This window comes from Sediminibacillus albus, assembly GCF_900101125.1.
Classification (GTDB): Bacteria; Bacillota; Bacilli; order Bacillales; family Amphibacillaceae; genus Sediminibacillus; species Sediminibacillus albus.
Genome location: NZ_FNFL01000001.1, coordinates 504,995 through 528,934, shown reverse-complemented (window position 1 = coordinate 528,934; position 23,940 = coordinate 504,995). Strand labels below are relative to the sequence as shown.

Here is a 23,940-nt window from a genome sequence, read left to right as displayed (position 1 = left end):
CCTTTTTATCTGGCAGGCTGTAAGTATAGTTATCTGTCACGGAGTCTCCCGCTTTTCATAAGATATAATAAAAAGCCATGGGGGAGCAGAGGTGAAAAAGATTGAGCGAATTACATCCGTCTGTTAAAGAGTTTAAGGAATTTGTAAAGTCACATCCTGGATTGGCTAAAGAGGTAAATCGCAAAGGGAAAAGCTGGCAGGAAATTTATGAAATGTGGGTATTATTGGGAGAAGACGATAAAAAGTGGTTAAAATATAAACCGGAAAAAGACCAAACACAAAAGAAGAAAAAAGATGGCGTAAATACTAATTCCACGGAGAAACAGCAGGAACTAGCCGGCCAATTTATGAAAATGATTGAAAAAGTAGATTTAAATAAGGTGCAGGGCCATATGCAACAGTTAAATGGAGCAATAGCTAATATTCAGACGCTTGTCGGGCAGTTTCAGCAATATAAAAAACAAACTCCCTCCAAACAGGTAGGCGACCACTCATATCCTTGGAGCAGAGATTAGGGAGGTTAATCATGCAGCCCAGCCTATATCAATTTTTGCAAGACAGACAGGATCTTATCCATTTTGTACGGATGAATCCTGAATGGTATCGGATATTGACAAGAAATCCTGACATGCTGGAGGTGCTGGAGAAAGAGGCGAAGGTCTTTTACGGAAAGACGATTCCCCAGCGGATTGAAAGGCTCAGCGGACAAATGCAAATGGTTTCCATGATTATTCAAATGGCGGGTGCAATGAAAGATTAGCGCCTGCCTACTTTTATTTAGGAGATAAACTTGGTATGATAAACAGTATGGAGGTGGATGGACAGTGATTGCCACTTTAGAATTAGTTGATATTATAGATAAATCGGAAGCGCTTGGCCAAATGATTCTCCAGTCAGACATCATGGAGGAATACCATAAGCAAAAACGCCAGTTGGAGGAAGATCAACAAGCCCAGAAATTGATTTCTGATTTTGCATACATGAAAGAGCAGTATGAGGAGGTTCAGCGTTTTGGCAGGTACCATCCTGATTACAATCAAATTATGAAGGATGTCCGGGCAACGAAAAGGGAAATGGACATGAATGACAAGGTTGCCTCCTTCAAGATGGCTGAACGGAACTTACAGCAGTTTCTCGATGAAGTCAGTGAGCTTGTTGCACATAGTGCTAGTCAACAGGTGAAAGTACCGAAAGATGGAGCCGCATTGCAGGACAGCGGTTGCGGCTGCGGCAGCGGCGGTGGCTGTGGTTGTCAAGCTTCTTAATTGTTTCATTATAGAATGGCTGAATCCCTGCCAGTCTGGTTCTGTTTGCGAAAGCAAGAGGTATTAACGAATGAGATTGGCAGGCAATGCCTGCTTTTAGAAAAAAAACGCCACCAGATTGGCAAGCTGGATGAATTCTTTCGAAAGATTGATGAGTCCGGAATATTCTGATAAAATAAAAGAAAATCCAGTCACAAGCGAGGATAATATATGAGGACAAAACGCCAGGGGTTAATTGTTTGGTTTCAACATATGAAGAATATTAAGCAAATCAAGCGATTTGGCCATTTGATATATGTTTCAAAAGAATTGAAGTATGCTGTTATCTACGTTGATCAACAGGAAATAGAAGATAAGGCCGCGAAGCTGAATGAACTTCCTTTTATTTCAAAGGTTGATTATTCTTATAAACCTTCCATTAAAACAGAATTTGAAAATGCCAAAATGGACAAGGCTAAAGAGTACGATTACAAAATGGGCATTTAAAACACCCAGGATTCTTAATGATGAATCCTGGGTGTTTTAAATGCTTGGTCTTTTATTTCGTTCAGTTGTTTTTAATTAGACGATTCATTTGAAAGATACCGATTAGATATTGGTAGAACAAGTTACTTTCATGGAATTGAGTAGACGGTCTTACTATCAGTTCCTTTACGTGATGTCCATGCTCTTTTGCTGTTTCTGCAAATAGTGTGTATCTTTTGTTATTGGTATAATTAGGATCAGGGACGCCTTCAAGGCATATATACACAGGCTGAAATCCACCTTGGGCGGCGGGATTTAGTAAGATTGCCAGAGAAGTTACATTCTTTTCATTCTTCACCGTGGAAAGCGACAAATAATGTGCTACTCTGTCTGGCATTTGCCTGGCTAGTTCACATAACTCGTACACGTCAGAATAACCTTCTCCTAATTCGATAAACCGTTGGATCATTTAATCACCACTCCTCTACAAGACACTGTAGCACGAGTAGAGCCAAATGGAAATGATTGAATAAAAAAAGCCTGCAGACAAAGCTGCAGGCCCTTTTTGCTCTCCTGATAGAAAGCAAAAAGGCAAAGGGAGAGGAGAAACCGGAAGAAGAACTTATGGGGAAACGTAAGCCTTCTCCGTGTTCTGAAGCGGCTGTTGAAATTGTCAGCAGCTTCACTAAGTTATTATGGACCAGGAATTTAAATATATACCTAAAAAGTAAGCATTATTTAAAAATGGAAGGATTATTTCCGCAAAATAAAGTTTTATGATAGGATTAATGACGAACAATAATTGAAGAGGTGTGCTCTGTATGAGAGTTATTTCTGGCAAGTATAAAGGAAGGCAGATAAAACCTGTACCGAATCGGCTGACAAGGCCCACAACAGACAAAGTAAAAGAAGCGCTGTTCCAGATTATCGGGCCTTTTTTCCAAGGAGGAAACTGTTTGGATTTGTTCGCCGGTTCCGGAGGATTGGGGATAGAGGCCCTAAGCAGGGGAATGGATAAGGCTGTATTTGTCGATAAGCACCCAAAAGCTATCCGCACCATCCATGAGAATATACAAATGCTTCATCTGGGGAATGCAACTGAAGTTTATCGAACCGATGCATTTCGAGCGATCAAAGCTGCTGCTAAGCGGGAATTAACCTTTGAACTGATTTTTCTTGATCCACCTTATGGAAAGGTGTCATATGAAGATTTGTTAGAGTCACTTGAAACCCACCGGCTCTTAAATAAAAACGGCATAATCGTCTGCGAGCATGAAGGCAGGACGAGCCTTCCGGATCAATTCGCAGGTTTTGAAAAAAAACAGACGGAGATTTATGGAAACACTACAGCGTTAACACTTTACCAAAGAAAGGAGCAATCGATGTGAGCAGACTAGCTGTATGCCCTGGAAGCTTTGATCCTATTACGTACGGTCATCTTGATATTATCCGGCGGGGAGCTAACGTGTTTGACCAGGTAGTTGTTGCTGTTTTTAATAACCAGTCTAAGTCTCCACTTTTTACTGTTGAAGAAAGAATACATTTATTGCAAGAGGTAACAAAGGACATCGGCAATGTCACCGTAGATTCCAGCACCCGTTTGCTGATGGACTATGCAAAAGAACAAAATGCTTCCGCCATTTTACGTGGATTGAGAGCTGTAAGCGATTTTGAATATGAGATGCAAATTACTTCGATGAATAGAAAGTTAAATGAAAATATCGAAACGTTTTTTATGATGACTAATAATGAGTTTTCTTTCTTAAGCTCTAGTATGGTAAAAGAGGTGGCCAAATACCACGCTAACGTTTCCGATTTAGTTCCACCCGTTGTTGAGGAAGCCCTGAAAAAAAAATTCGTATAAAAAAGGCTGTCCCGGACTAGCTCTTTTATTGATGATAAAAGAGTGAGATCTGCGGACAGCCTTCATTGTTATTTATACAGTCTCCGATTTGATTGATTGCTGGTTAACCGGTTAATAAGGATTATCGCTGCAGCTGCGAGCGAAAATAAGGTAATGTATGGACCAATTTCTTTCAAGATTTCAAAAGGAACCAGCCAATGAAGATCTGTCTCCGGAGAAAAAACAGAGACAGCTTTCCACTCAAAAGCCTGTTTATCCATATACAATGGCTTGAAAAGCAATAAAGCCAGTATACTTGCAAAAACGCCGTGCAATATCCTTGCAAAAAAGTAAGGAGTGAAACTAATATCACTTTCTGCCAGAATACTTGCCACCTGGGCTTGGACAGAGAAACCATTGAATGCCAGAATGAAACTGACAACAATTACTTGCGGAAGCATATGAGATAGGCTTTGTTGAGAAATCATCTGGGCACCGAGCGTAATCTCGAATAATCCAGAGAAGAATGGAAGCGCCAGTTCTCCGGGAATGCCGATCATAGTGAATAAAATGGCGATTCCAGCTGCAATAATTTTGGAGATTCCGAGCAGAAATATCAATTTATTAAATACGGAAAACATGATGATGAATCCGCCAATCATCAATAACGTCTCGATGGAATGGATAACAGCATCTCCGAATATTTTGCCGAATGGCCGTGAATCCTGAAGCCTTGTCCGGTGAAGAGCCTGTAACGCTGTGTAAAAGGATACGTTGTTTTTTTTGTCCCGGGTACTTTTGGTATCTTTTCCATAGAATCGCATACATAAACCAACAAGGGTGTTGCCTCCATAATGACAAACGGCTAACAGGATTCCCAGTTGTGCATCATGGAAGAAACCAACAGAAACTGCTCCGAAAATAAATAATGGGTTTGATGCATTCGTAAATGAAACAAGCCGTTCAGCTTCAATTTTAGTCAGTTGCTTTTCCTGTCTTAATCTTGTGGTCAGCTTTGCTCCTGATGGGTATCCGCTGGCCATTCCCATTGCCCACACAAAGCTTCCGGAGCCAGGGACATTAAATAGCGGACGCATGATTGGTTCACAGACCACCCCGATGAAACGGACAACGCCAAATCCAATTAACAGTTCGGCTGTGATAAAAAAGGGAAGCAAGGAAGGAAAGACGATTTCCCACCACATATTGAGCCCGCGGATACTGGCTTTTAGTGTTTCATCTGGAAACGTGATGAGCGCAGCTGCTAAAAATATAGCAGTGCCTGCAAACAATATCGATTTAAATTTCGAATTCAAAGTATACGGCCTCCCAGTCGGTAAGCTTACACATCTCTGTACTTCTTTTTGGGGAAATAGTAGAATATGAATAGCTCCTATAGTACAAGCAATCCTTTAACAATATACGCTCATAGTTACTGTATTTATGCCATAATATATGTAAAAAGATTTGTTCGAAGGGGAGGACAAAAGTGAACCCGACGATTGGCTTGGCATTAGGTTCAGGAGGGGCAAGAGGATTTGCTCATCTGGGAGTGTTGAAGATGCTTACAGACAATAATATCTCCATCCACTTAATTGGAGGAAGCAGCATGGGGGCGCTAGTTGGCGCATTATTTGCCTCAGGACAAAAAATAGATGGTTTGTACCAGCTTGCACAAACATTGAAGCGGAAATATTTTTTCGATTTCATAATTCCTAACATGGGTTTTATTCGAGGAGAACGAATTAAAGAGTACATAAGCTTGTTCACTTTTGATAAAGAACTTATTGATGGTGGAGTTGTGGATAGGGTCCCTGTTTCGGTTGCTCAGGAAATGGGGGCTGATATTGTTATAGGGGGTTGTTGCACCCATTTCACGGCAAGCGCAGATATTTTTTCCATTTATGATGTCATTATCCAGAGCATTGATATAATGCAGGATGAACTAGTCAATTCCGTCGGCCCGCGAGCAGACATTTTGTTAAAGCCCGAGGTGTCTTCCTATAATTCACGGGCATTTAAGGATACAGAGTTAATCATACATGAAGGTGAACAGGAAGCATTGCGTAAGCTGCCTGAAATCCTCGACAGCATAGAGTTTTGGAAGGAGAAAAATAAATGAAGTTCAATAAAAGGACACTGATCCCTGCAATTATTTTAATTGTTATTGCCGCTTTTTTAGTAAGTTACCGGCTGCCATATTATATTTATAAACCAGGCGGCGCAGATGCTTTAAATCCAATCGTAGAAGTGAGTGACGGCTTTGATAGCGCAGGGGATATGCACTTGGTTACAATTAGAGGAGGCCAGGCAACTCCAATCCAATATTTATGGGCTTCCATCCGTCCGCATCAGGATATCCAGCCCATTGATGAAGTATTTCCAGAGGGAATTTCCCAGGATCAGTATTTTCAAGCGCAATTACAAATGATGGAAAGCTCCCAGGAAGCTTCGACGGTGGTAGCATACCAGGCAGCAAATAAACAAATCGATATCGAATATGAGGGGATTTACGTTGTTTCAGTCATTGAAAACATGCCGGCAGAGGACAAGTTAAAATCAGGGGATAAAATCCTTCTAATTGATGACAAAGAATTAAAAACCTCTGAGGATCTTATCGAGTATGTTTCCACAAAAGAGGCCGGCGATCGAATAACTGTTACTGTCGAACGGGATGGAGAAAAGTTAACAGAAGAAATAGAATTAGAGTCGTTTCCTGGCCAGGAGAAGATTGGTGTTGGCATTCAGCTTGTTACGAACCGCAATGTGGAGGTAGAACCTAAACTGGAATTTACGAGTGGTAACATTGGAGGTCCTAGTGCAGGATTAATGTTCAGTTTGGAAATTTATGATCAATTGACTGAAAAAGATTTAACTAAAGGCTATCAAATAGCAGGAACTGGAGAGATAAACTACAATGGCAAGGTTGGACGCATCGGAGGAATCGACAAGAAGGTAATAGCTGCTGATCAAGAAGGCTGTGATGTATTTTTCGCTCCAAATGAGGAAGGGGCAAAAGAATCCAATTATCAGGTTGCAGTCAAAACTGCTGAAGAAATAGGTACAGATATGAAAATAGTTCCGGTCGATACGTTCGAAGATGCCTTGTCATATTTAGAAAAGATGGAGTCAGGTGAATAGATGGAAAAGTCCTGGAAGCAAATAGCTGCCAGGACTTTTTATGTAGTTTATGATTCGGTTATATAAGGAGAAACCCTTTCTTGCAGCCTCAAGTCCTTTCTGGAATGGTTGTCTACTACACTATAGTAAGCATCTGATGCTCGCTCGTCGATGGCTAAGAAGGGATTCCCTTTCTTTTTTAGTTGAGAAATGAGCGGGATATTTAATTGTTTTCTTATCTGGTTTAAGTATGATTGCCCTTTTTTATTCATTCCTAAAACCCGAAGGTGCGGGACATAGTCACTCTCTAATAAAGAAGCAACGGTTTCTTTTTTGTTATTAATAAGTAAATGCACAAAAATGCGTTGAAGCCTTGTCCAAGTATATCGCTTGGTTTTTAAAGCTTTCATCCAGCTTGTGAAATCACCTGCTTGGGGAGCAGTTGTTTTCAGTCGATATTCTAACCCTTCATCAACACCATGAATTTCTCGTAACTCTTGTAGCGACATCGTTAAAACTCGATATTGCAGAATAGAAAAATAATTTTCCCATGTATGCCAAATACCGGATTTTTGTTTATACTCCTCCATAATCTTTTGCATGTGAGAAGAAAGCGCAGTTTGGGCTGTCTCTGTCATTTTCCCTTCTCTATTTAGTTCCGTCCGAATACTTGTTGCACTAGCAATGTGATGTTTTATGTCCGTGTCATGATAGTCGTTTTTTATCCGAGGGATGGTTAACGGTTTAATAGTTAAGTCATTCTCATAGATTGTTTTCACATAGCTGTAGCCAAGAATGTTATTAGGCTTGGATAAATCAATAAGTCCTTTTGTAAGTCCGATTGACTCATATGCCTGTCTGCTTGCTTCTGGGTAGGAATTTCCAGAGGCAAGGTGTTTTTTTAAAGTTGATTCATATGCCTTTTTGTTGACAGAGAAGTTTTCATAAGCTGTTTGGAAAGCTGAAATATCGCCTAGTTCACTGCCGAAACAAAGATAATCAACTTTTAGTTGCTGTAAAGTAAGCAGAGCTCCTTTAGCAAATAAATCGCTATTTTGGACAGCATAAACAGCAGGCAACTCCAGTACAAGATCGACGCCAGCATCGATGGCAGCTTTTGCTCGATGAAACTTATCGATGATCGCCGGTTCGCCGCGCTGCAAAAAATTTCCACTCATGACTGCTACCATACAATCTGCTGTTGAGGTCAAACGGGATTGCTCTAAATGGTATTGGTGCCCGTGATGAAATGGATTATATTCTACAATAAGGCCGCAAGCATCCATACTATCCAACTCCTAATCTCATATTAAATTCATTTTATCAGAACTGGCGGAAAACTGCATTACAGTTGGATTTGCAAAAGGAAATATGTTAGTATACAAAAATATGCTTAACTGCATTCCATGAAAAGCAGGAATAAAATAACTCTGTAAAGAAAAAATATTGACAAATAACTGAATTCCTTTTAAAATAACTTTTGTTGCCTTGGGGTGATAACAATGAAAATTCCTCTTCAAAAACTAAAACAGGCCGGTTCTGAGGCCTACTATTTTGAAGACAATGTAGATATTTCTGAAGTTGAAAAAATGAACAATGATATTCGTCGTATCGAACCTGTCCACGTCAAGGGGCAAGCAACGATGCAAGGGAATGAAATTACATTTCACTTTACTATCGACGGAGAAATGATTCTTCCTTGTGCTAGAACTCTTGTGGATGTGCCTTATCCATTCAACGTGGATGCTATTGAAGTTTTTTCTACTTCTCCTTACTATAAGGAAGAGGACGAATCAGAAATTCATCCTGTGGATGGAGAAATGCTTGACTTAGAACCTTATATAAAGGAAAATGTTTTATTGGAAGTGCCTTTCCGGGTATTTTCCGACGATCAGCAGGTCCAGGAAAATGCATTGACGGAAGGGGAAGGCTGGGAGCTTAAGTCTGAAGAAAAAAAGGCGGATAAAGTAGATCCCCGTCTTGAAAAGTTACAGTCGCTTTTAAACAAAAATGATCATGAAGAAAATCGTTAAGGGAAAGCATCAAGCTCTGCCTTTGCCTTATTATGTTGATTGGAAAAATAGGAAAAAGATTATGAATGCTTTTGGATTTTTCTCAAGATAAGGGAAGATTTTCGCTATAACTTGAAGGAGGTGTAAGACATGGCAGTACCAAAGAGAAGAACTTCTAAAAAAGTCAAAAACCAACGCCGTACCCACAAAAAGCTTCATGTACCAGGTATGATAGAGTGCTCAAATTGTGGTGAATACACAAAACCGCACCATGTTTGCAAATCTTGCGGACATTATGACGGGAAACAAGTGGTTGAGCAATAATATATTTTGCAGGCGTTATTATATCGGAAAAAGATCACCTTTTACAGTGTCGCTGCACTGCTTAAGAGGTGATCTTTTTTATGCTGTCTTAATGCAAGGGGGATGTTCATAAATCCAGGTCGTTTTTTTCGATGCTGTGCTATAGTGAAAGAGACGTAGGAGGAGAAATGATATGAGCTTTGAAACGATTGAATATCAGGTTGAAAAGGAAAATTATGCACACATCCGTTTAAACAGGCCGGAAAGACGGAATGCAGTGTCTATTAAAATGACAGAGGAATTAGAGGCGGCAGTTGAGTTAGCTGAGAAAGAAACGTTTATTAAGTGCCTGGTCATTTCAAGTACAGGGTCAAACGTTTTCTGCGCTGGTGGAGATTTACGGGACCTACATAGCGATTTAACGAAAGAGGAAGCATTTCAGTTATTGAATAGAATGAGGCAGTTACTGTATAGGTTATTCACCTTTCCATTACCGACTATATGTGTGCTTAATGGTGATGGATTCGGGGGTGGTTGTGAAATTGCTTCTGCATGCGATGAGCGAATATCACACAGTGGAACCCGTTTCGGCTATATACAATCGACACTCGGAATCACACCTGGCTGGGGTGGAGGAGCACTATTGTATCAAAGGATATCACCTGACAATGCATACCATTGGCTTGTCACCGGAGAAATATATGGTACGGCGGAATTGTCCAGAATAGGCTGGCTGCATCGTATTGTCGATCAAGAGGAAATGGCGCGGCCACAGGTATTGCTCGATGCCTACTTAAATAAATCAAGCAGACTGCTTCGACTACTAAAAAAACAGTACATGGATAATATAAATCTTACTCGGTTGAAAGATAAGATGAAACAGGAAGTGAAAAATTGTGCTTCTCTATGGGATTCTGTCGAACATGTTAATGCGGTAGAAGCATTTCTACACCATTCAAAAAAATAGAGGGGATATTTATTCTATCATTCCTATCGTTCGCATACATTGATAGCAAACCGTTTCCAGGAGGGATGATATGAATAATACGAGACAGGATGCTTGGAGCCAGGATGAGGATGTCCTGCTTGCCGAAACTGTTCTTCGCTATATTAGAGAAGGGAAGACCCAGTTAGAAGCATTTAAAGAAGTAGCTAATCGTTTATCTCGAACACCAGCAGCCTGTGGCTTCCGTTGGAATGCTTCCATTAGAAAGCAATATCAGCAGGCAATTCAATTAGCTAAAAAAGAAAGAAAACAGGCGGATTCTTATGAATCCTTCAAACCTGAAGTGGACAGAGGAGAAAAGGACGCTGGTTTCGAAGCAGCTATTTCCCTGCTTGAAAAACTGCGGCATAGTTACGAAGCTGGAAAAAGTGAATGTAACGATACAGAGGTCCTGAAACTAAAGGCAGAAAACGAACAATTGAAAAAGCAGCTAAAACGATACCAGGATGCCTGGCTGGAGGTAGGACAGCTGTGGAAATGGGTCGATGACCATTCAGACAATAAGCAGGCTGAATAGTAATCAGGCATAATCCTAAAAAGGAGCCGTACTATAGAGATCATTCTGAAATGAATGGAATGGTCTCCAATAGGACGGCTCTATTACTTTATATTTCAAGAAACGCTTTGTTCGGCCACGCCTTTCGGTGTCCATATCAGTGGGTTTTCCCCTAAGTCTCTTTCCATGTTATATTTTGCTTTCTGAAAGCCCATCTTCTCCCAGAACGTTTGTGAATTAATACGAGGATTTGTTTTGATAGGGAGTTGGAATTCTTTTGCGAATTTTACTAAGGCGCTGCCGTATCCTCTCCCCTGGTAATCAGGTAAAACCTCCAGCTTCCAAAGCTCAAGGTAATCTTGAGGAGGATTAAAATACTGATCATATTTAGCGCTCACTTTGTATAAGCTCATTCTTGCAACTAAAGCGTTTCCATAGTAAATCCCGAAAAAAGGAGATTCACTGTCATTTTCTATAATGTTGCTTTCCAAGTCTTCCAGCATGGAAAGCTCTTGATTTCCGTATTCTTTAAAACGTTTAAACATTTCGAGTGTTTTATAATTAACTAATAACCTTTCCACTTTAATATTATTCATCATTGTTCCCCTTTCTGTTGCCTTTTTTAAATTCCTATATTTAATCATTTAAAAGAATTAGAAAATCAACCTTCGCCGACCAGGAAGCATGCTTTCCGTTATCAATATCCGACAAGCGTGAATACTGGTTTGTCAGAGCAGGCTTAAGTTTCTTCCATGTTTCCGATTCCATTTATATTATAGTATAAAAATTTTCAGAATGAAATGAATTGTTGATAATTTAAAAAACCATGCGTAGATAGGCAGATATTTTACTGGTTATTTGCTACAATCCTAATAGGAAAAAAGTTTTTGGAGGCAATAAGATGAAAATAGGCATCATCGGCGGCGGAGCGATAGGGCTGTTAACCGCCGGCTATTTATGTTCGGGGAACCATCAAGTCACCGTCTATGTAAAAAGAGGAATACAAAAGCAGAAAATTAATGAAAACGGAATAAAACTGTTACCTGTTGACAAAACATATTGGGTCAAGGCTTTACATATTAGTGAAATCGAACAAGAGGATTTACTGATCGTCACTGTTAAACAATACCATGTGCAAGATGTGTTTCAGGAAATTGCTGTTCTTCCATCTGTACCGTTCGTATTTCTTCAAAATGGGATGGGTCATATAGATACAATGAAAGAATTAAGTCAACACCATTCTGTATTCGCCGGTGTGCTGGAGCATGGAGCTGTAAGAATAAACGAACATACGGTCGAACATACTGGAAAAGGACTTATGAGATTGGCGTCTATGCAATCCTATCACAGGGAGGCTGTGTGGCTGGCAGATAAAATATCTCTTCCCGGATTCCCGGTAACTGCAGAGGAAGAATGGTTTGCTATGCTCGCTGATAAGCTAGTAATCAATGCGGTAATAAACCCTCTCACTGCTCTGTTTCACGTGCAAAACGGGGAGGTTATCGGTAACCGTGAACTTAATCGGATTGCAAGAAAATTATGCCAGGAAACATGCCAAGTGCTTAATCTGAATGCGGAAAGGCAATGGGAGAGGGTTTCCAGCGTTTGCCGGCAGACTGCTAAAAACCACTCTTCCATGAAAAAAGACGTCGAATCGGGAAATAGGACTGAGATTGACGGCATTTCCGGTTTTCTTGTTGAACAAGCAGCAGAGGCGGTAATTCCCTATACATCCTTTGTCTATCGAAGTATCAAAGCTTTAGAAGCATTAAGTAAGGGGGATTCGTATGCTTAATTCGCTTGCATATATATTAGCTTTTATGATTACGCTCCCGGTGGTCGTTTCCTGGATTGTATATAAAGTCGCTCTTAAAAGCAGCAGAAACAAGCTGAAGGCATTACACACAACGGTGAACTATACAACCATACTGTATATCCTTTCCGTTGGTTTTATTTTGAATAGCCTGTTGGAAAAAAACCATTTTGGTATTATCTTTATCTTTTTGTTAGTTTCCTTGTGTATTTCAACGATCGTTCAATGGAAAACAAAAGACGAGGTCCTGTTTCGATTTGCATGGAAAGGGTTTTGGAGATTCAGCTTTCTATTGTTTGCTTTGTTGTATTTTGTGCTTATTATTTACGGTATTACTGTAAGAATCTTATCAGTGTAAACAGAACGGGTGAATTTACGCTGGCTTTTATGTAAAATACGAATAGGCCAATATATTAAAAAGGAGCAGGTAATAGTGCGGATCGACCCAATGAAGCTAAATAAACAAAGCAAGTTGTTCTCCGGGTATCGTTCGGGAGACGAACTTATTCAAAATAAATTTGATTATTTTCCGTTTGAACAAAAAACATATGAGCTAAGGGCTTTAGATATTAAGGAGCGTGAATACAATAGAGAGGGTTTGGCCGCTGTCTTGCATGAGCAAAATTCCCAATGGGGTGCTCCGGCTGCAACCAATCAAAACATCGACCGGTTGAAGGATGAAAATAGCGTAGTAGTCATCGGCGGCCAGCAGGCTGGCCTAATGACAGGCCCGCTTTATACGATACATAAAATAATATCAATTGTTAATTTTGCCCGCCAACAAGAAGAAAAACTGAACATTCCGGTCGTTCCGGTATTTTGGATAGCTGGCGAAGACCATGACTTTGATGAAATTAACCATATTATGGTTAAGGAAGCAAATCGAATGAAGAAACATAAGATAAGGCAAAAATCGTATCAAAAAAAATCTGCATCTGCTCTGCAAATCGATCAGGTTTATGCTGCAGAGTGGCTTGACAGGATTTTTGAAAAACAGGTAGAAACCAGTCATACAAAAACATTGTTTAACACTTTTAAAAGGATTCTGGAGAGTTCGGATACATATGTGGACTTTTTTGCGAGAGTAATCTTTCAATTGTTTGATAAGCAAGGAATTGTATTGGTGGATTCAGGAAGTCCTTTATTACGGAAACTGGAAAGTGAACATTTTCTTTCAATGGTTGAAAATCAGCCGGCCATAAGCCAAGGTGTTCATCAAGCTGTAAAACAAAGCCAGACAGAAGGCTATCCGATTGAATTAGAGGCAGAAGAAGATAATGCCCATTTGTTTTATCATAAAAACGGTGAACGAATCTTATTGTTTCGTAGAGCAGGCGATGTTTGGGCAGGCAAGCAAAATGAATGCGAATTTACGACTGAGGAATTAGAGCAGATTGCCGCCTGTCATCCAGAGCAGTTGAGCAATAACGTAGTGACAAGGCCATTAATGCAGGAGCTTCTCTTTCCTAGCCTTGCCTTTATCGGCGGGCCGGGCGAGATCAGCTATTGGTCTGTTTTAAAGCCAGCCTTTCAGGCGCTTGATTTAAAGATGCCGCCTGTTCTTCCAAGACTGTCCTTCACATTGGCAGGCAGGACCACAGAAAAAGTGCTTCAAAACTTTTCTTTGCCTGTGGAGCAGGTAGTACGCGAGGGGATCAGCGCCGTCAAAGTTAACTGGCTGGCGTCTCAAAGTTCTCCGCCGATTGAACAACTTATTGATCAAGTGAAATATACTGTTGAAGCAGCCCATTTGCCTTTGCGAAAAGCTGCTAAAGATATCCGGGCGGATTTAGGTGAAGTGGCTGAAAAAAATCTTTTCTATTTGTTTCAGGACCTTTCTTATCTGGAAGACCGGATGACAAAAGCGGTTGAAGAGAAATATGCGAAAACAATCCATGCCTTTGACAATCTTGAAATCGTCTTGCATCCTGAAGGTGGGCTACAGGAAAGAAACTGGAATATCATTCCCTGGATTAACGAGTATGGAATCGATTTTATTAATCAATTAGTGGAAGGTAGCTATGATTATCAAGAGGAACATTATATAGCGTTTTTGTAAGCCCCCACTTCTCCCCACCAAATATGAAAAAGAAATGAGTAAAGAGGAAATAATGAATATTACGCATTTTATGCCTGTCAGCCTGAGGGTCACTGGAATGCGATGATAAAAAACTTGCCTTTTCCACCAAAGGGCAAGTTTTTTTGTGCTCTTCTTTTTTCCGGATAACAAAGAGCAGATCCCTGGCAGAATAAAGGATGAACGGGAACGCAGAATACCTGTTTAAATTTAGCTTTTTAAGAATTTTATGTTTCAGTGAAAAATAAGTGGTGAATAGTGGGGGAATGTGGTACGATAATTTTAGAAAGTGGGGGCGGTCTATATGTTCATGGGTGAATTTCAACATAATATTGATACCAAAGGTCGCATAATTGTCCCTGCCAAGTTCCGAGATGGCCTGGGAGAGAACTTTGTGCTGACCCGTGGACTTGATAAATGTTTATTTGCATATCCCATGGACGAATGGCAGCTCCTCGAAGAAAAATTGAAGAAGCTTCCACTAACCAAAAAAGATGCCCGTGCGTTTACCAGGTTTTTCTTTTCTGGAGCAGTAGAATGTGAAGTTGATAAGCAGGGAAGAATAAACATCCCAGCACCATTGAGAAAATATGCTGGATTGGATAAAGAATGCGTAGTAATCGGTGTTTCCAATCGAATAGAGTTCTGGGCTGACAGTGAATGGGAGACCTATTTTGAGGCCTCTGAGGACTCTTTTGCAGAAATAGCAGAGAATATGATGGATTTCGATATTTAATGAGGAACAAACAAAGCTGAAGCAGGTGAAAGCATGTTTGAACATTTTAGTGTATTAAAGGAAGAAGCAGTAGAAGGTTTGAGTGTAAAGGCCGATGGCACATATGTAGATTGTACGCTTGGCGGTGGAGGACATTCTGAAAAGATTGTCAGCCAACTCGGCGCTAATGGTTTATTATTAGCCTTCGACCAGGATCAAAAGGCATTGGCAGCCGCCCAAAAACGGCTGGAGAAGTACAGTGGCCGTGTGAAATACATACATTCGAACTTTCGTAATTTAAAAGAAGAATTAGTTAAACATGAAATAAATCAGGTGGATGGAATCTTATTCGACCTGGGGGTTTCTTCCCCGCAATTAGATGATTCAGAGCGGGGATTCAGCTATCAATACGATGCAGCACTGGATATGCGTATGGATCAATCGCAGGATTTCACTGCATATCAAGTGATCAATGAATGGCCTTATGAACAGCTGGTCAAGATTTTTTTCCGTTATGGGGAAGAAAAGTTCTCCAAACAAATAGCCAGGAAAATTGAAGAAAGACGGAAGACGGCAGCAATTGAAACGACGTTTGAGCTCGTAGACATCATTAAAGAAGCCATACCTGCGCCGGCAAGAAGGAAGGGCGGACACCCTGCCAAAAGGATCTTTCAGGCGGTCAGAATAGCTGTTAATGATGAATTGAATGCTTTTGATGATGCCTTGCACCAAGCGGCTGACGTTATAAATATCGGCGGCCGCTTGTCGGTGATTACTTTCCATTCATTGGAGGACAGGCTGTGCAAGCAAGCATTTAAAAAATGGAGTACTACTCCTCAACTCCCAAGGAATATACCGATTATCCCGGAGGAGAGTAAACCTCCATTTCGTCAAATAAACAGAAAGCCAATTTTGCCGGAAGAAGCTGAGTTGGATGTCAACCGCAGGTCTCGATCGGCAAAATTACGAATTATTGAGAAATTAAAACCATGGACAAATGATTATAATTACCAAGAAGGGTGGAATAAATAATGAGCACTTCTCCATTAAAGAATTGGCAGCAATCTTGGCAGCAAACGGAAGGAAATCCCCAAACGACAACGGAGACTAAACGACAAGTAAAAGTACAAAAGAAAAAATGGATTTCCACCGGCGAGAAATTCCTTTATACTATGTTTAGTGCCATTGTATTGACAGTGTTGTATTTTTCCGTTTCCTTCAGTAGTTCAACCGATGCGTTAAACAGGGAAGTACAGCAGTTGGAAAAACAAGTGGAAAGTCAGCAGGAAGTGAATGAGAACCTTGAATATAAGAAGAAAGAGCTTAGTAATCCAGATAGAATTTTGGAAATCGCAAAAGATAACGGCTTGAAAATTCAGAATGCTGAAGTAAAACAGGCAACCCAATTAGCTAATCGATAAGGGTGGAGATATGGCGTGAGAAAAAATAAAACAACCCATGTCATGTCGTCGGTATTTATACTATTATTCATCGGTGTATTCCTGGTAATTTCCGGCCGTTTCCTTTACATCCAAGGAACAGGTGAAGTGGATGGTGTGTCATTGCAGGAATTGGCGGATGAAAAAAGGACGAATTCCTATACATTGGAAGCAGAGAGAGGGAAAATTCTCGATAGGAATGGCATGACTTTGGCGTATGACCGGGCAACATACCAAATTTCCGCCATATTGGATGAGGAATATTCAAAAGGCCTCGAGGAACCAAAGCATGTAAAGGATATTGACAAAGCAGCAGCTGGCCTGGCTCCGCTTTTGAACATGGAAGCCACTGAGATTGCTGCCATTTTGGAAAGAGGCAAGGAAGAAGGCAAGTTCCAGGTCGAATTTGGGGCGCAGGGAAAAGACTTATCCCAAGAGACAAAGGAAGAAATTGAAGCATTGCAGATTCCGGGGATAAACTTTGAAAAAGAATCCAAACGTTACTATCCCAATGGTACTTTTGCATCACATGTAATTGGTTTAGCGCAAAAACAAGACGATGTACTTGTTGGCAGAAATGGTATTGAAGCGGAAATGGATAACGTATTAAGTGGAAAGAATGGCTTCATTTCCTATAAGCGCGATAATTTTAATGCCAAACTGCTAAATCCCGATGAAGTGATTGAGGAAGCGGACAATGGCGAAGATGTTTATCTTACTATTGATCAAAAAATCCAGACTCTTTTGGAGGATGCTATAGCTCAGGTTGATGAGCAATATAACCCCGAAAGAATAACTGCAGTTGTAATGGATCCGAAGACTGGAGAGACGCTGGCGATGAGCAGCCGCCCCAGCTATAATCCTAATAAGCTGGGGGAAGTCAGCAACTGGTATAATGATATTATTTCCACCCCATTTGAGCCAGGATCGACAATGAAGATCTTTACATTGGCTGCCGCTATTGAAGAAGGGGTCTTCAACCCGGAGGAAACATACAAATCAGGAAGCTATAAAAATGACGATATGAACAAGGCGATCAACGACCACCACTTAGGCGGCTGGGGACCGATTACTTACAAAGAGGGAATTCAACGATCCTCTAACGTAGCTGCGGCTAAGCTCGTTTGGGAAAAGCTTGGCACAGAAAAATTTCTTGAATACTTAAAAGCGTTCCATTTTGACCAGCCGACAGGGATTGACCTTCCTAATGAGCAAGCTGGCCATATCCTTTACGATTGGCCGATAGAAAAAGTGACCAGTTCATTTGGACAAGGGACAACCGTAACGCCGATTCAGCAAATGATGGCAGCCTCGGCTATTGCCAATGACGGGAGTATGGTCAGGCCATATGTAATTTCAAAAATTGTTGACTCTGAAACTGGCAAGGTGGTAAAAGAAAAACAGCCGGAAACGGTAGGAAGCCCAGTTTCAAAAGAAACGGCTGAAGAAGTTAGGGACATCTTGGAGACGGTAATAACCTCTGAGAATGGGACCGGTCATAACATTTATAATTTAAATGATTATTCCGTCGCTGGAAAAACAGGTACAGCCCAAATACCGGATCCAAAAAATGGCGGTTATTTAACAGGAGATGAAAACTACATTTTTTCCTTTCTTGGAATGGCACCCAAAGAAGATCCAGAGCTGGTAATGTATGTATCAGTCAAACAGCCGGAATTAGATGTAAATGAACAAGGATCCGCTCCTGTTTCCTTTATCTTTAAAAACGTCATGGAGAATAGCCTGCATTATTTGAACATAGATCCGGATCAAGATAATAGTCAACAAGTAGAAACGATAGACATGCCGGATGTCACGGGTATGTCCGCCAATAAAGCAAAAGAAAGTTTGCAGGAGAAAGGGTTCGATGTAACTGTGCTAGGTGAAGGCGACAGTATTAAAGCGCTTAGCAATAGTCCCGGAGAGCAATTGCTTCCTAATGAAAGAATAATAATCTTGACCGATAAACCTACCATGCCAGATGTGAATGGCTGGTCAAAGCGTGAAGTTTTAAAGCTTAGTGATCTGTTAGAATTAGAAGTGGAAACTATGGGGAGCGGGTTTGCCACGAAACAAAGCATAAAAGAAGGCGGCAAGGTGAAAAAGAAAGATTACTTAGTTGTCGAGTTTTCCCCGCCTGAAAATCAACAAGGCGGCAATGAAGGGCAGGAAGATGAGACTGACGGTTCGGAAAGCCCGCCTGAGTAAAGCAATGAAGCAGTGTTCTATTCATTTTCTACCATTCATATATTGGATACAAGCATATCTTTGTCATAAGGAGATGTATCATGAAACGTGTATCCAATGTAACGATGAGAAAACGAATAGTCACTGTTTTTCTTTTGGGGATTTTGGTGTTCGGTATTATCGATATAAGGCTGGGGTATGTCCAATTTGTCTTGGGGGATTGGCTGATGGGCCAGGCGAAAGAATTGTGGAGCCGGGATATTGTATTCGAGCCAGAGCGCGGGGAAATATTGGACAAGAACGGCGAAGTTCTGGCAGAAAACGTGTCAGCACCAACAGTAATGCTTGTTCCGCGGCAAATTAAGGATCCGGAACAAACTGCGGGATACTTGGCCAAAATCCTGGGAATGGATAAAGAAAAAGCATACCAGGAAGTTACCAAAAATGAAAATATTGTAAGACTCCATCCTGACGGACGAAAAATCTCGGAAGAAAAGGCAGAAGCAATCAGGGCGTTAGGGTTAGAGGGTGTTTATATTGCTGAAGACTCAAAGCGCCATTACCCGAACGGTTCCTACCTGTCTCATGTTTTAGGGTTCAGTGGAATTGATAATCAGGGATTGATGGGTTTGGAATTGTATTACGACGAGATGCTAAGCGGCGAGAAAGGCAGCTTGTCATATTTTTCTGATGCGAAGGGCCAGCGGATGGCCAATTTAGCAGATGTCTATCAACCACCTGTCGATGGCAACAATTTAAAACTGAGCATCGATTCTAAAGTGCAAACCATCATTGAACGGGAATTGGATTTGGCTGTTTCCAAGTATAACCCGGATGGAGCCTTGGCCATTGCTGTCGATCCGAAAACCGGCGGGGTACTTGGCATGTCTTCCAGACCAACGTTCGATCCGGAAAATTATCAAGCTTTTGATTCAGGCATTTATAATAAAAATCTACCGATATGGAGTACGTATGAGCCAGGCTCTACTTTTAAAATTATTACATTGGCTGCGGCCCTGGAAGAAAAAGCCGTTGATTTACATGAGGATGAATATTATGATGACGGCTCCATTGAAGTAGGAGGAGCCCATCTCCATTGCTGGAAAAGCGGCGGCCATGGCCAGCAAACCTACTTAGAAGTTGTGCAAAATTCCTGTAACCCAGGGTTCGTTTCTTTGGGAGAAAAGCTAGGAAAAGAGAAATTATTCTCCTATATTGATAATTTCGGATTCGGAAAAAAAACTGGCATAGACTTACAAGGAGAAGGGAAAGGAATATTGTTCAAGCCAGAAAATGTAGGACCTGTTGAACTGGCTACAACAGCATTCGGGCAAGGAGTATCTGTTACGCCTATTCAGCAGGTAATGGCAGTAGCGGCGGCCGTAAATGGCGGTTACCTATACGAACCTTATTTGGCGGATGAATGGATTGATCCAGTAACGAACAAAGTAATCGAAAAAAACCAGCCGAATTTGCAAAGAAGAGTCATTTCAGAGGAGACATCAAAACAAATTCGTGAAGCATTGGAAAGTGTAGTAGCTAAAGGGACAGGAAGAAGTGCGTATGTGGAAGGATACCGTGTTGGCGGCAAGACTGGTACGGCTCAAAAGGTTGGCAAGGATGGAAAGTACATGAGTAATAACCATATAGTTTCTTTTATTGGTTTCGCTCCGGCAGACGATCCGGAAATCGTCGTCTATGTTGCCATCGATAATCCAAAAGATACCGTCCAATTTGGTGGTGTGGTTGCAGCTCCGATAGTAGGCAATGTCATTGGCGACAGTTTAAGAGCACTTGGGGTTGAAAGAAGAGAAGATGGCTTGGAGAAGGAATATCAATGGCCGGATCAACCTTTAGTGGAGGTTCCTGACTTAATAGGAATGTCCAAAAACGAGTTAATGGAATACATGGTAAACTTATCCATTGAAACGGAAGGAAAGGGAGATTATATTATTGATCAGGCCCCTAAAGCAGGTGAGAAAGTGGAACAGGGAAAAGAAATCCGGATATTTCTATCTGATAAAAAACCCAACGAAAATTAATTTGAAATCGTTCAAACAAAAATCTTCTGTTATAATAAAGTGATGAAACATTGGGAAATGGAATAATGGGCAACCCGTATGGCCAGAACATGAAGGAAAATCGATTAATAGCGACTGGAGCGTATAGGGGAAGCGTAAAAAACGCATAATGAGTCCTTATAAGCAATGAAGTGACTGAGGTAAATGCATGGAAAATAACAAGGATTAGTTACGTGAGAAACAGGGAAGTAAAAAAGAATGAGCGGCAAAAACATAAATGAATTTGGTGTGGAAAGTTAGGATGTGTAATGTATGAAACTTAGTGAAATTACCAAGGCCCTTTATATTTACAAAAAAACAAAAAGTATAGAGCAAATCGAAATTACTGGATTAGAGATGGACTCCAGAAACGTAAAAAAAGGTGACCTGTTTATTTGTATTAAAGGATTCACCGTTGATGGCCACTTATATGCCCGTCAAGCAGAAGCCAAAGGTGCAGCTGCTATTGTAGCTGAAAAGCCTTTAGATGTATCGATACCGGTAATAATTGTGAACGATACAACGAAGGCGATTGCCATTCTAGCCAATAAGTATTTTGAATATCCTACACAAAGCCTAAATGTTATCGGGGTAACAGGCACTAACGGAAAAACGTCTGTGACATACTTATTGGAAGCTATTTTCAGAGAACATAAGCATCGCACAGGCTTAATAGGTACGATTCAGATGAAAATGGGGGAAGAATGCTTTGATGTTAAAAATACGACCCCTGACTCGCTATTTCTGCAAAAGAGCTTTCATCAAATGCTTGAGAGGAATATAGATACAGTCTTCATGGAAGTCTCTTCACATGCTCTCGACATCGGGAGGGTGTATGGATGTGACTTTGACGTTGCTGTGTTTACCAATCTTTCCCAGGACCATCTAGACTATCACTCTAGTATGGAAGATTATTTGCGTGCAAAAAGCTTGTTGTTTGCCCAGCTTGGTAACACATATGACAGTGAAAGGCCGAAGTTTGCAGTCATTAATCAAGATGATGTCCATCACGAAAGTTTAATAAAAAGCACCTCCCAGCCGGTTGTCACCTATGGAATTGATTCTGAGGCAGATATCAGGGCTTTAGACGTTAATCTTGACGCAAATGGCGCCACCTTCATTTTAAAGACTACTGATGAGGAAATCCCTATCAAAAGTAAGCTGATGGGAAAATTCAGTATTTATAACATGCTGGCTGCTACTGCTGCTGCTTTATGCTCGGGTATTCCTTTACATACGATAAAAAGGGCATTAGAGGCTACCACGGGTGTGAGCGGCCGCTTTGAACCCGTTACGGTTGGCCAGCCTTTCGGAGTTATTGTCGACTATGCTCATACTCCGGATTCACTGGAAAATGTCCTGTCGACTATCCGTTCTTTTGTTAAGGGGAAAGTATATGTGGTAGTCGGGTGTGGAGGAGATCGCGATAAAACAAAACGGCCGCTGATGGCTGCTTCAGCCGTAAAGTATGCAGATTTATCAATATTCACTTCAGATAACCCCAGATCAGAAGAACCGGATGCAATAATCGCTGATATGATTACTGGAATAGAGACTGAAAAATATAGAGTTATAGAAAATAGAAAAGATGCCATTTATCAAGCGGTCGAATTGGCTGATAAAGACGACATTGTCTTAATAGCCGGCAAAGGGCATGAAACATACCAGCAAATCAAAGGCGACACACTTGACTTTGATGACCGGCTGGTGGCAGAAGAAGCAATCAAGAATAAGATCAGTTAGGAGAAATAATCGATGTTGTTTACTACGAATTTCTTGGGGGCAGTATTTAAAAATAGTAAAGGTTCTGTCCAAGATGAAATCGCGATTGGCGAGGTGACAACCGACAGTCGGGTAAAGACGCATAAATCATTGTTTGTGCCGATAGCAGGAGAAAATTTTGACGGACATGAGTTTATCAAAGGCGCTTTTGATAACGGGGCGGTAGCAGCACTCTGGACTGAAGACCGGCCGCTTCCCGATTTTCTCCCAAGTGATTTTCCGGTATTCTTCGTAGAAGATACACTGTCTGCTTTGCAAAAACTCGCTGCTGAATACCTTAAACAAATAAATCCAATTGTAATAGGAGTGACAGGATCCAACGGAAAAACAACTACCAAAGATTTAATTGGTTCTGTGGTTTCTTCCCATTATCGAACACACCGGACGAAAGGAAACCTTAACAATCATATCGGGATGCCGTTAACGATTCTTTCAATGGAAAGAGAGACAGAAGTGCTTGTATTGGAGATGGGAATGAGCGGATTTGGCGAAATTGAACTTTTATCGAAGATTGCTGAACCCGATTATGGTGTAATTACGAACATCGGTGAGTCCCATATCGAATATTTAGGGTCCCGGGAAGGAATAGCTCAGGCCAAAGCAGAAATCATGGCAGGAATGAATACAGAGTCTACCCTGTTTATAGATGGCGACGAACCACTGCTTGCTCCGTTAAAAGCAAGAGCTAATGTAATAGACTGCGGCTTCACGGAGGATAATAGCGTAAGAGCGGGAAAAATCAAGATGAAATCGGATAAAACATCGTTTCTGCTTAATGGGAAAGAACCATACGAATTAAATATGCTTGGAGAACATAACGTTAAGAATGCTTTGTTTGCTATATCGATTGGTAAAAAGCTGGCGATTCCGGAAGACAAAATTAAGGCATCATTGGCAGATTTACAGCTAACTGGCATGCGGTTTGAGTTTGTGCAAGGAAAGAACCAGTCAATGGTTATAAATGATGCATATAATGCTTCGCCGACATCTATGAAGGCTTCGATTAACGTGGTTAAACAAATGGAGCCATATCAAAAGAAAATATTAGTATTAGGGGACATTTTTGAATTAGGCGAGGATTCTAAATCTCTGCATCGGGAAGTAGCAGATGTGATTACAAAAGAAATCAGCGTGCTTTTTACCATTGGCCAGGATGCAGAAGAAATATCCAAAGCAGTCTCGCGGCAAGGTGAACTGGAAGCTGTCGATCATTTCGAATCCATGGACCAATTAGTTACGGAATTAAAACCCTATTTACAAGAAGGTACCTTGGTTTTGTTGAAAGCATCCAGGGGAATGAAATTCGAAAAAATGCTAGAACATATTACTAATTAATGAACTGCAAAATGGGCGGGTT

General features: G+C 40.9%; 26 protein-coding genes. 22 read left to right on the top strand and 4 right to left on the bottom strand.

Translation table 11 applies throughout. From position 1 onward, the window contains the following. Positions 1–101 precede the first annotated feature (101 nt). The 4 genes from ylbD to BLR93_RS02715 all read left to right on the top strand — a co-directional run bounded on the left by ylbD (position 102) and on the right by BLR93_RS02715 (position 1,751). On the top strand, positions 102–515 hold the full coding sequence (gene ylbD, locus BLR93_RS02730; RefSeq protein WP_093210971.1) for a spore coat protein YlbD: 414 nt from the start codon (positions 102–104) through the stop codon (positions 513–515). An 11-nt stretch (positions 516–526) separates the two neighbouring features. Then, on the top strand, positions 527–760 hold the full coding sequence (locus tag BLR93_RS02725) for a YlbE-like family protein (RefSeq protein WP_093210969.1): 234 nt from the start codon (positions 527–529) through the stop codon (positions 758–760). 64 nt (positions 761–824) lie between these two features. Continuing rightward, complete coding sequence (locus BLR93_RS02720; RefSeq protein ID WP_093210967.1) at positions 825–1,265, top strand: YlbF/YmcA family competence regulator; 441 nt, start codon at positions 825–827, stop codon at positions 1,263–1,265. 210 nt (positions 1,266–1,475) lie between these two features. Next, complete coding sequence (locus tag BLR93_RS02715; protein WP_093210965.1) at positions 1,476–1,751, top strand: YlbG family protein; 276 nt, start codon at positions 1,476–1,478, stop codon at positions 1,749–1,751. A 61-nt stretch (positions 1,752–1,812) separates the two neighbouring features. On the opposite strand, the gene BLR93_RS02710 is transcribed toward BLR93_RS02715, so the two are convergent. Next, entirely contained in the window at positions 1,813–2,199 is a 387-nt protein-coding gene (locus BLR93_RS02710; protein WP_093210963.1) for a DUF7147 family protein, read from the bottom strand. Positions 2,200–2,551: 352 nt separating this feature from the next. Between BLR93_RS02710 and rsmD the strand changes: the two genes are divergently transcribed. Together rsmD and coaD are read left to right on the top strand one after the other, a co-directional pair. Next, positions 2,552–3,118, top strand: a complete 567-nt coding sequence (gene rsmD, locus BLR93_RS02700; protein WP_093210959.1) for a 16S rRNA (guanine(966)-N(2))-methyltransferase RsmD — start codon at positions 2,552–2,554, stop codon at positions 3,116–3,118. After that, complete coding sequence (gene coaD / locus BLR93_RS02695) at positions 3,115–3,594, top strand: pantetheine-phosphate adenylyltransferase (protein ID WP_093210957.1); 480 nt, start codon at positions 3,115–3,117, stop codon at positions 3,592–3,594. Before rsmD ends, coaD begins: the two co-directional genes overlap by 4 nt. A 68-nt stretch (positions 3,595–3,662) precedes the next feature. Here the strand turns inward: coaD and ylbJ are convergent, their stop codons facing one another. Continuing rightward, positions 3,663–4,889, bottom strand: a complete 1,227-nt coding sequence (ylbJ, locus tag BLR93_RS02690) for a sporulation integral membrane protein YlbJ (protein WP_093210955.1) — start codon at positions 4,887–4,889, stop codon at positions 3,663–3,665. 173 nt (positions 4,890–5,062) lie between these two features. Between ylbJ and BLR93_RS02685 the strand changes: the two genes are divergently transcribed. After that, on the top strand, positions 5,063–5,695 hold the full coding sequence (locus BLR93_RS02685; protein WP_093210953.1) for a patatin-like phospholipase family protein: 633 nt from the start codon (positions 5,063–5,065) through the stop codon (positions 5,693–5,695). Continuing rightward, the gene (locus BLR93_RS02680; protein ID WP_093210951.1) at positions 5,692–6,714 is read left to right on the top strand and encodes a SepM family pheromone-processing serine protease; all 1,023 of its coding nucleotides are present in this window, start codon (positions 5,692–5,694) and stop codon (positions 6,712–6,714) included. Before BLR93_RS02685 ends, BLR93_RS02680 begins: the two co-directional genes overlap by 4 nt. Before the next feature lie 47 nt (positions 6,715–6,761). Here the strand turns inward: BLR93_RS02680 and BLR93_RS02675 are convergent, their stop codons facing one another. Further along, positions 6,762–7,979 carry a nucleotidyltransferase gene (locus tag BLR93_RS02675; RefSeq protein WP_093210949.1) on the bottom strand — a complete coding sequence of 406 codons (1,218 nt, stop codon included), beginning with the start codon at positions 7,977–7,979 and terminating at the stop codon, positions 6,762–6,764. 216 nt (positions 7,980–8,195) lie between these two features. Between BLR93_RS02675 and BLR93_RS02670 the strand changes: the two genes are divergently transcribed. From BLR93_RS02670 to BLR93_RS02655, 4 genes are all read left to right on the top strand, one after another. Continuing rightward, entirely contained in the window at positions 8,196–8,726 is a 531-nt protein-coding gene (locus tag BLR93_RS02670) for a YceD family protein (RefSeq protein ID WP_093210947.1), read from the top strand. Positions 8,727–8,855: 129 nt separating this feature from the next. Next, complete coding sequence (gene rpmF / locus BLR93_RS02665; protein ID WP_093210945.1) at positions 8,856–9,029, top strand: 50S ribosomal protein L32; 174 nt, start codon at positions 8,856–8,858, stop codon at positions 9,027–9,029. A gap of 172 nt (positions 9,030–9,201) precedes the next feature. Next, entirely contained in the window at positions 9,202–9,975 is a 774-nt protein-coding gene (locus BLR93_RS02660; RefSeq protein ID WP_093210943.1) for an enoyl-CoA hydratase/isomerase family protein, read from the top strand. Between the two features lie 70 nt (positions 9,976–10,045). Beyond that, entirely contained in the window at positions 10,046–10,531 is a 486-nt protein-coding gene (locus BLR93_RS02655; protein ID WP_093210941.1) for an RsfA family transcriptional regulator, read from the top strand. Positions 10,532–10,626: 95 nt separating this feature from the next. On the opposite strand, the gene BLR93_RS02650 is transcribed toward BLR93_RS02655, so the two are convergent. Beyond that, positions 10,627–11,106, bottom strand: coding sequence for an N-acetyltransferase (locus tag BLR93_RS02650; RefSeq protein WP_093210939.1), 480 nt, complete (start codon positions 11,104–11,106; stop codon positions 10,627–10,629). A gap of 305 nt (positions 11,107–11,411) precedes the next feature. Between BLR93_RS02650 and BLR93_RS02645 the strand changes: the two genes are divergently transcribed. The 10 genes from BLR93_RS02645 to BLR93_RS02600 all read left to right on the top strand — a co-directional run bounded on the left by BLR93_RS02645 (position 11,412) and on the right by BLR93_RS02600 (position 23,918). Next, positions 11,412–12,305 carry a 2-dehydropantoate 2-reductase gene (locus tag BLR93_RS02645; protein WP_093210937.1) on the top strand — a complete coding sequence of 298 codons (894 nt, stop codon included), beginning with the start codon at positions 11,412–11,414 and terminating at the stop codon, positions 12,303–12,305. Then, positions 12,298–12,681, top strand: a complete 384-nt coding sequence (locus BLR93_RS02640; RefSeq protein ID WP_093210935.1) for a DUF3397 domain-containing protein — start codon at positions 12,298–12,300, stop codon at positions 12,679–12,681. The genes BLR93_RS02645 and BLR93_RS02640 overlap by 8 nt, the downstream gene beginning before the upstream one ends. Positions 12,682–12,756: 75 nt before the next feature. Beyond that, positions 12,757–14,382 (top strand): bacillithiol biosynthesis cysteine-adding enzyme BshC, encoded by a 1,626-nt coding sequence (gene bshC / locus BLR93_RS02635; protein ID WP_093210933.1) that lies wholly within the window; start codon positions 12,757–12,759, stop codon positions 14,380–14,382. 322 nt (positions 14,383–14,704) lie between these two features. After that, a complete protein-coding gene (gene mraZ / locus BLR93_RS02630) occupies positions 14,705–15,136 on the top strand; it encodes a division/cell wall cluster transcriptional repressor MraZ (RefSeq protein WP_093210931.1) in 432 nt (143 codons plus the stop codon). 33 nt (positions 15,137–15,169) lie between these two features. Beyond that, on the top strand, positions 15,170–16,147 hold the full coding sequence (rsmH, locus tag BLR93_RS02625; protein ID WP_093210928.1) for a 16S rRNA (cytosine(1402)-N(4))-methyltransferase RsmH: 978 nt from the start codon (positions 15,170–15,172) through the stop codon (positions 16,145–16,147). Beyond that, positions 16,147–16,536: a cell division protein FtsL gene (gene ftsL / locus BLR93_RS02620; RefSeq protein ID WP_093210926.1), complete on the top strand. Its 390-nt coding sequence runs from the start codon at positions 16,147–16,149 to the stop codon at positions 16,534–16,536. The genes rsmH and ftsL overlap by 1 nt, the downstream gene beginning before the upstream one ends. A gap of 15 nt (positions 16,537–16,551) precedes the next feature. Beyond that, positions 16,552–18,762: a penicillin-binding protein gene (locus tag BLR93_RS02615; RefSeq protein WP_093210924.1), complete on the top strand. Its 2,211-nt coding sequence runs from the start codon at positions 16,552–16,554 to the stop codon at positions 18,760–18,762. 80 nt (positions 18,763–18,842) lie between these two features. Further along, the gene (locus BLR93_RS02610) at positions 18,843–20,783 is read left to right on the top strand and encodes a stage V sporulation protein D (protein ID WP_093210922.1); all 1,941 of its coding nucleotides are present in this window, start codon (positions 18,843–18,845) and stop codon (positions 20,781–20,783) included. A 291-nt stretch (positions 20,784–21,074) separates the two neighbouring features. Continuing rightward, positions 21,075–22,544, top strand: coding sequence for a UDP-N-acetylmuramoyl-L-alanyl-D-glutamate--2,6-diaminopimelate ligase (locus BLR93_RS02605; RefSeq protein ID WP_093210920.1), 1,470 nt, complete (start codon positions 21,075–21,077; stop codon positions 22,542–22,544). A gap of 12 nt (positions 22,545–22,556) precedes the next feature. After that, a complete protein-coding gene (locus BLR93_RS02600) occupies positions 22,557–23,918 on the top strand; it encodes a UDP-N-acetylmuramoyl-tripeptide--D-alanyl-D-alanine ligase (protein WP_093210918.1) in 1,362 nt (453 codons plus the stop codon). Positions 23,919–23,940 lie beyond the last annotated feature (22 nt).

What these genes read in the sequence shown, in the direction of transcription:
- BLR93_RS02645 (WP_093210937.1), top strand. Translation starts at nt 11,412, where the DNA reads ATGAAAATAGGCATCATCGGCGGCGGAGCGATAGGGCTGTTAACCGCC.
- BLR93_RS02655 (WP_093210941.1), top strand. Translation starts at nt 10,046, where the DNA reads ATGAATAATACGAGACAGGATGCTTGGAGCCAGGATGAGGATGTCCTG.
- BLR93_RS02660 (WP_093210943.1), top strand. Translation starts at nt 9,202, where the DNA reads ATGAGCTTTGAAACGATTGAATATCAGGTTGAAAAGGAAAATTATGCA.
- BLR93_RS02725 (WP_093210969.1), top strand. Translation starts at nt 527, where the DNA reads ATGCAGCCCAGCCTATATCAATTTTTGCAAGACAGACAGGATCTTATC.
- rsmD (WP_093210959.1), top strand. Translation starts at nt 2,552, where the DNA reads ATGAGAGTTATTTCTGGCAAGTATAAAGGAAGGCAGATAAAACCTGTA.
- ftsL (WP_093210926.1), top strand. Translation starts at nt 16,147, where the DNA reads ATGAGCACTTCTCCATTAAAGAATTGGCAGCAATCTTGGCAGCAAACG.
- BLR93_RS02710 (WP_093210963.1), bottom strand. Translation starts at nt 2,199, where the DNA reads ATGATCCAACGGTTTATCGAATTAGGAGAAGGTTATTCTGACGTGTAC.
- BLR93_RS02680 (WP_093210951.1), top strand. Translation starts at nt 5,692, where the DNA reads ATGAAGTTCAATAAAAGGACACTGATCCCTGCAATTATTTTAATTGTT.
- BLR93_RS02670 (WP_093210947.1), top strand. Translation starts at nt 8,196, where the DNA reads ATGAAAATTCCTCTTCAAAAACTAAAACAGGCCGGTTCTGAGGCCTAC.
- rpmF (WP_093210945.1), top strand. Translation starts at nt 8,856, where the DNA reads ATGGCAGTACCAAAGAGAAGAACTTCTAAAAAAGTCAAAAACCAACGC.
- BLR93_RS02600 (WP_093210918.1), top strand. Translation starts at nt 22,557, where the DNA reads ATGTTGTTTACTACGAATTTCTTGGGGGCAGTATTTAAAAATAGTAAA.
- rsmH (WP_093210928.1), top strand. Translation starts at nt 15,170, where the DNA reads ATGTTTGAACATTTTAGTGTATTAAAGGAAGAAGCAGTAGAAGGTTTG.
- BLR93_RS02640 (WP_093210935.1), top strand. Translation starts at nt 12,298, where the DNA reads ATGCTTAATTCGCTTGCATATATATTAGCTTTTATGATTACGCTCCCG.
- BLR93_RS02650 (WP_093210939.1), bottom strand. Translation starts at nt 11,106, where the DNA reads ATGAATAATATTAAAGTGGAAAGGTTATTAGTTAATTATAAAACACTC.
- BLR93_RS02675 (WP_093210949.1), bottom strand. Translation starts at nt 7,979, where the DNA reads ATGGATGCTTGCGGCCTTATTGTAGAATATAATCCATTTCATCACGGG.
- BLR93_RS02605 (WP_093210920.1), top strand. Translation starts at nt 21,075, where the DNA reads ATGAAACTTAGTGAAATTACCAAGGCCCTTTATATTTACAAAAAAACA.
- BLR93_RS02715 (WP_093210965.1), top strand. Translation starts at nt 1,476, where the DNA reads ATGAGGACAAAACGCCAGGGGTTAATTGTTTGGTTTCAACATATGAAG.
- mraZ (WP_093210931.1), top strand. Translation starts at nt 14,705, where the DNA reads ATGTTCATGGGTGAATTTCAACATAATATTGATACCAAAGGTCGCATA.
- BLR93_RS02610 (WP_093210922.1), top strand. Translation starts at nt 18,843, where the DNA reads ATGAAACGTGTATCCAATGTAACGATGAGAAAACGAATAGTCACTGTT.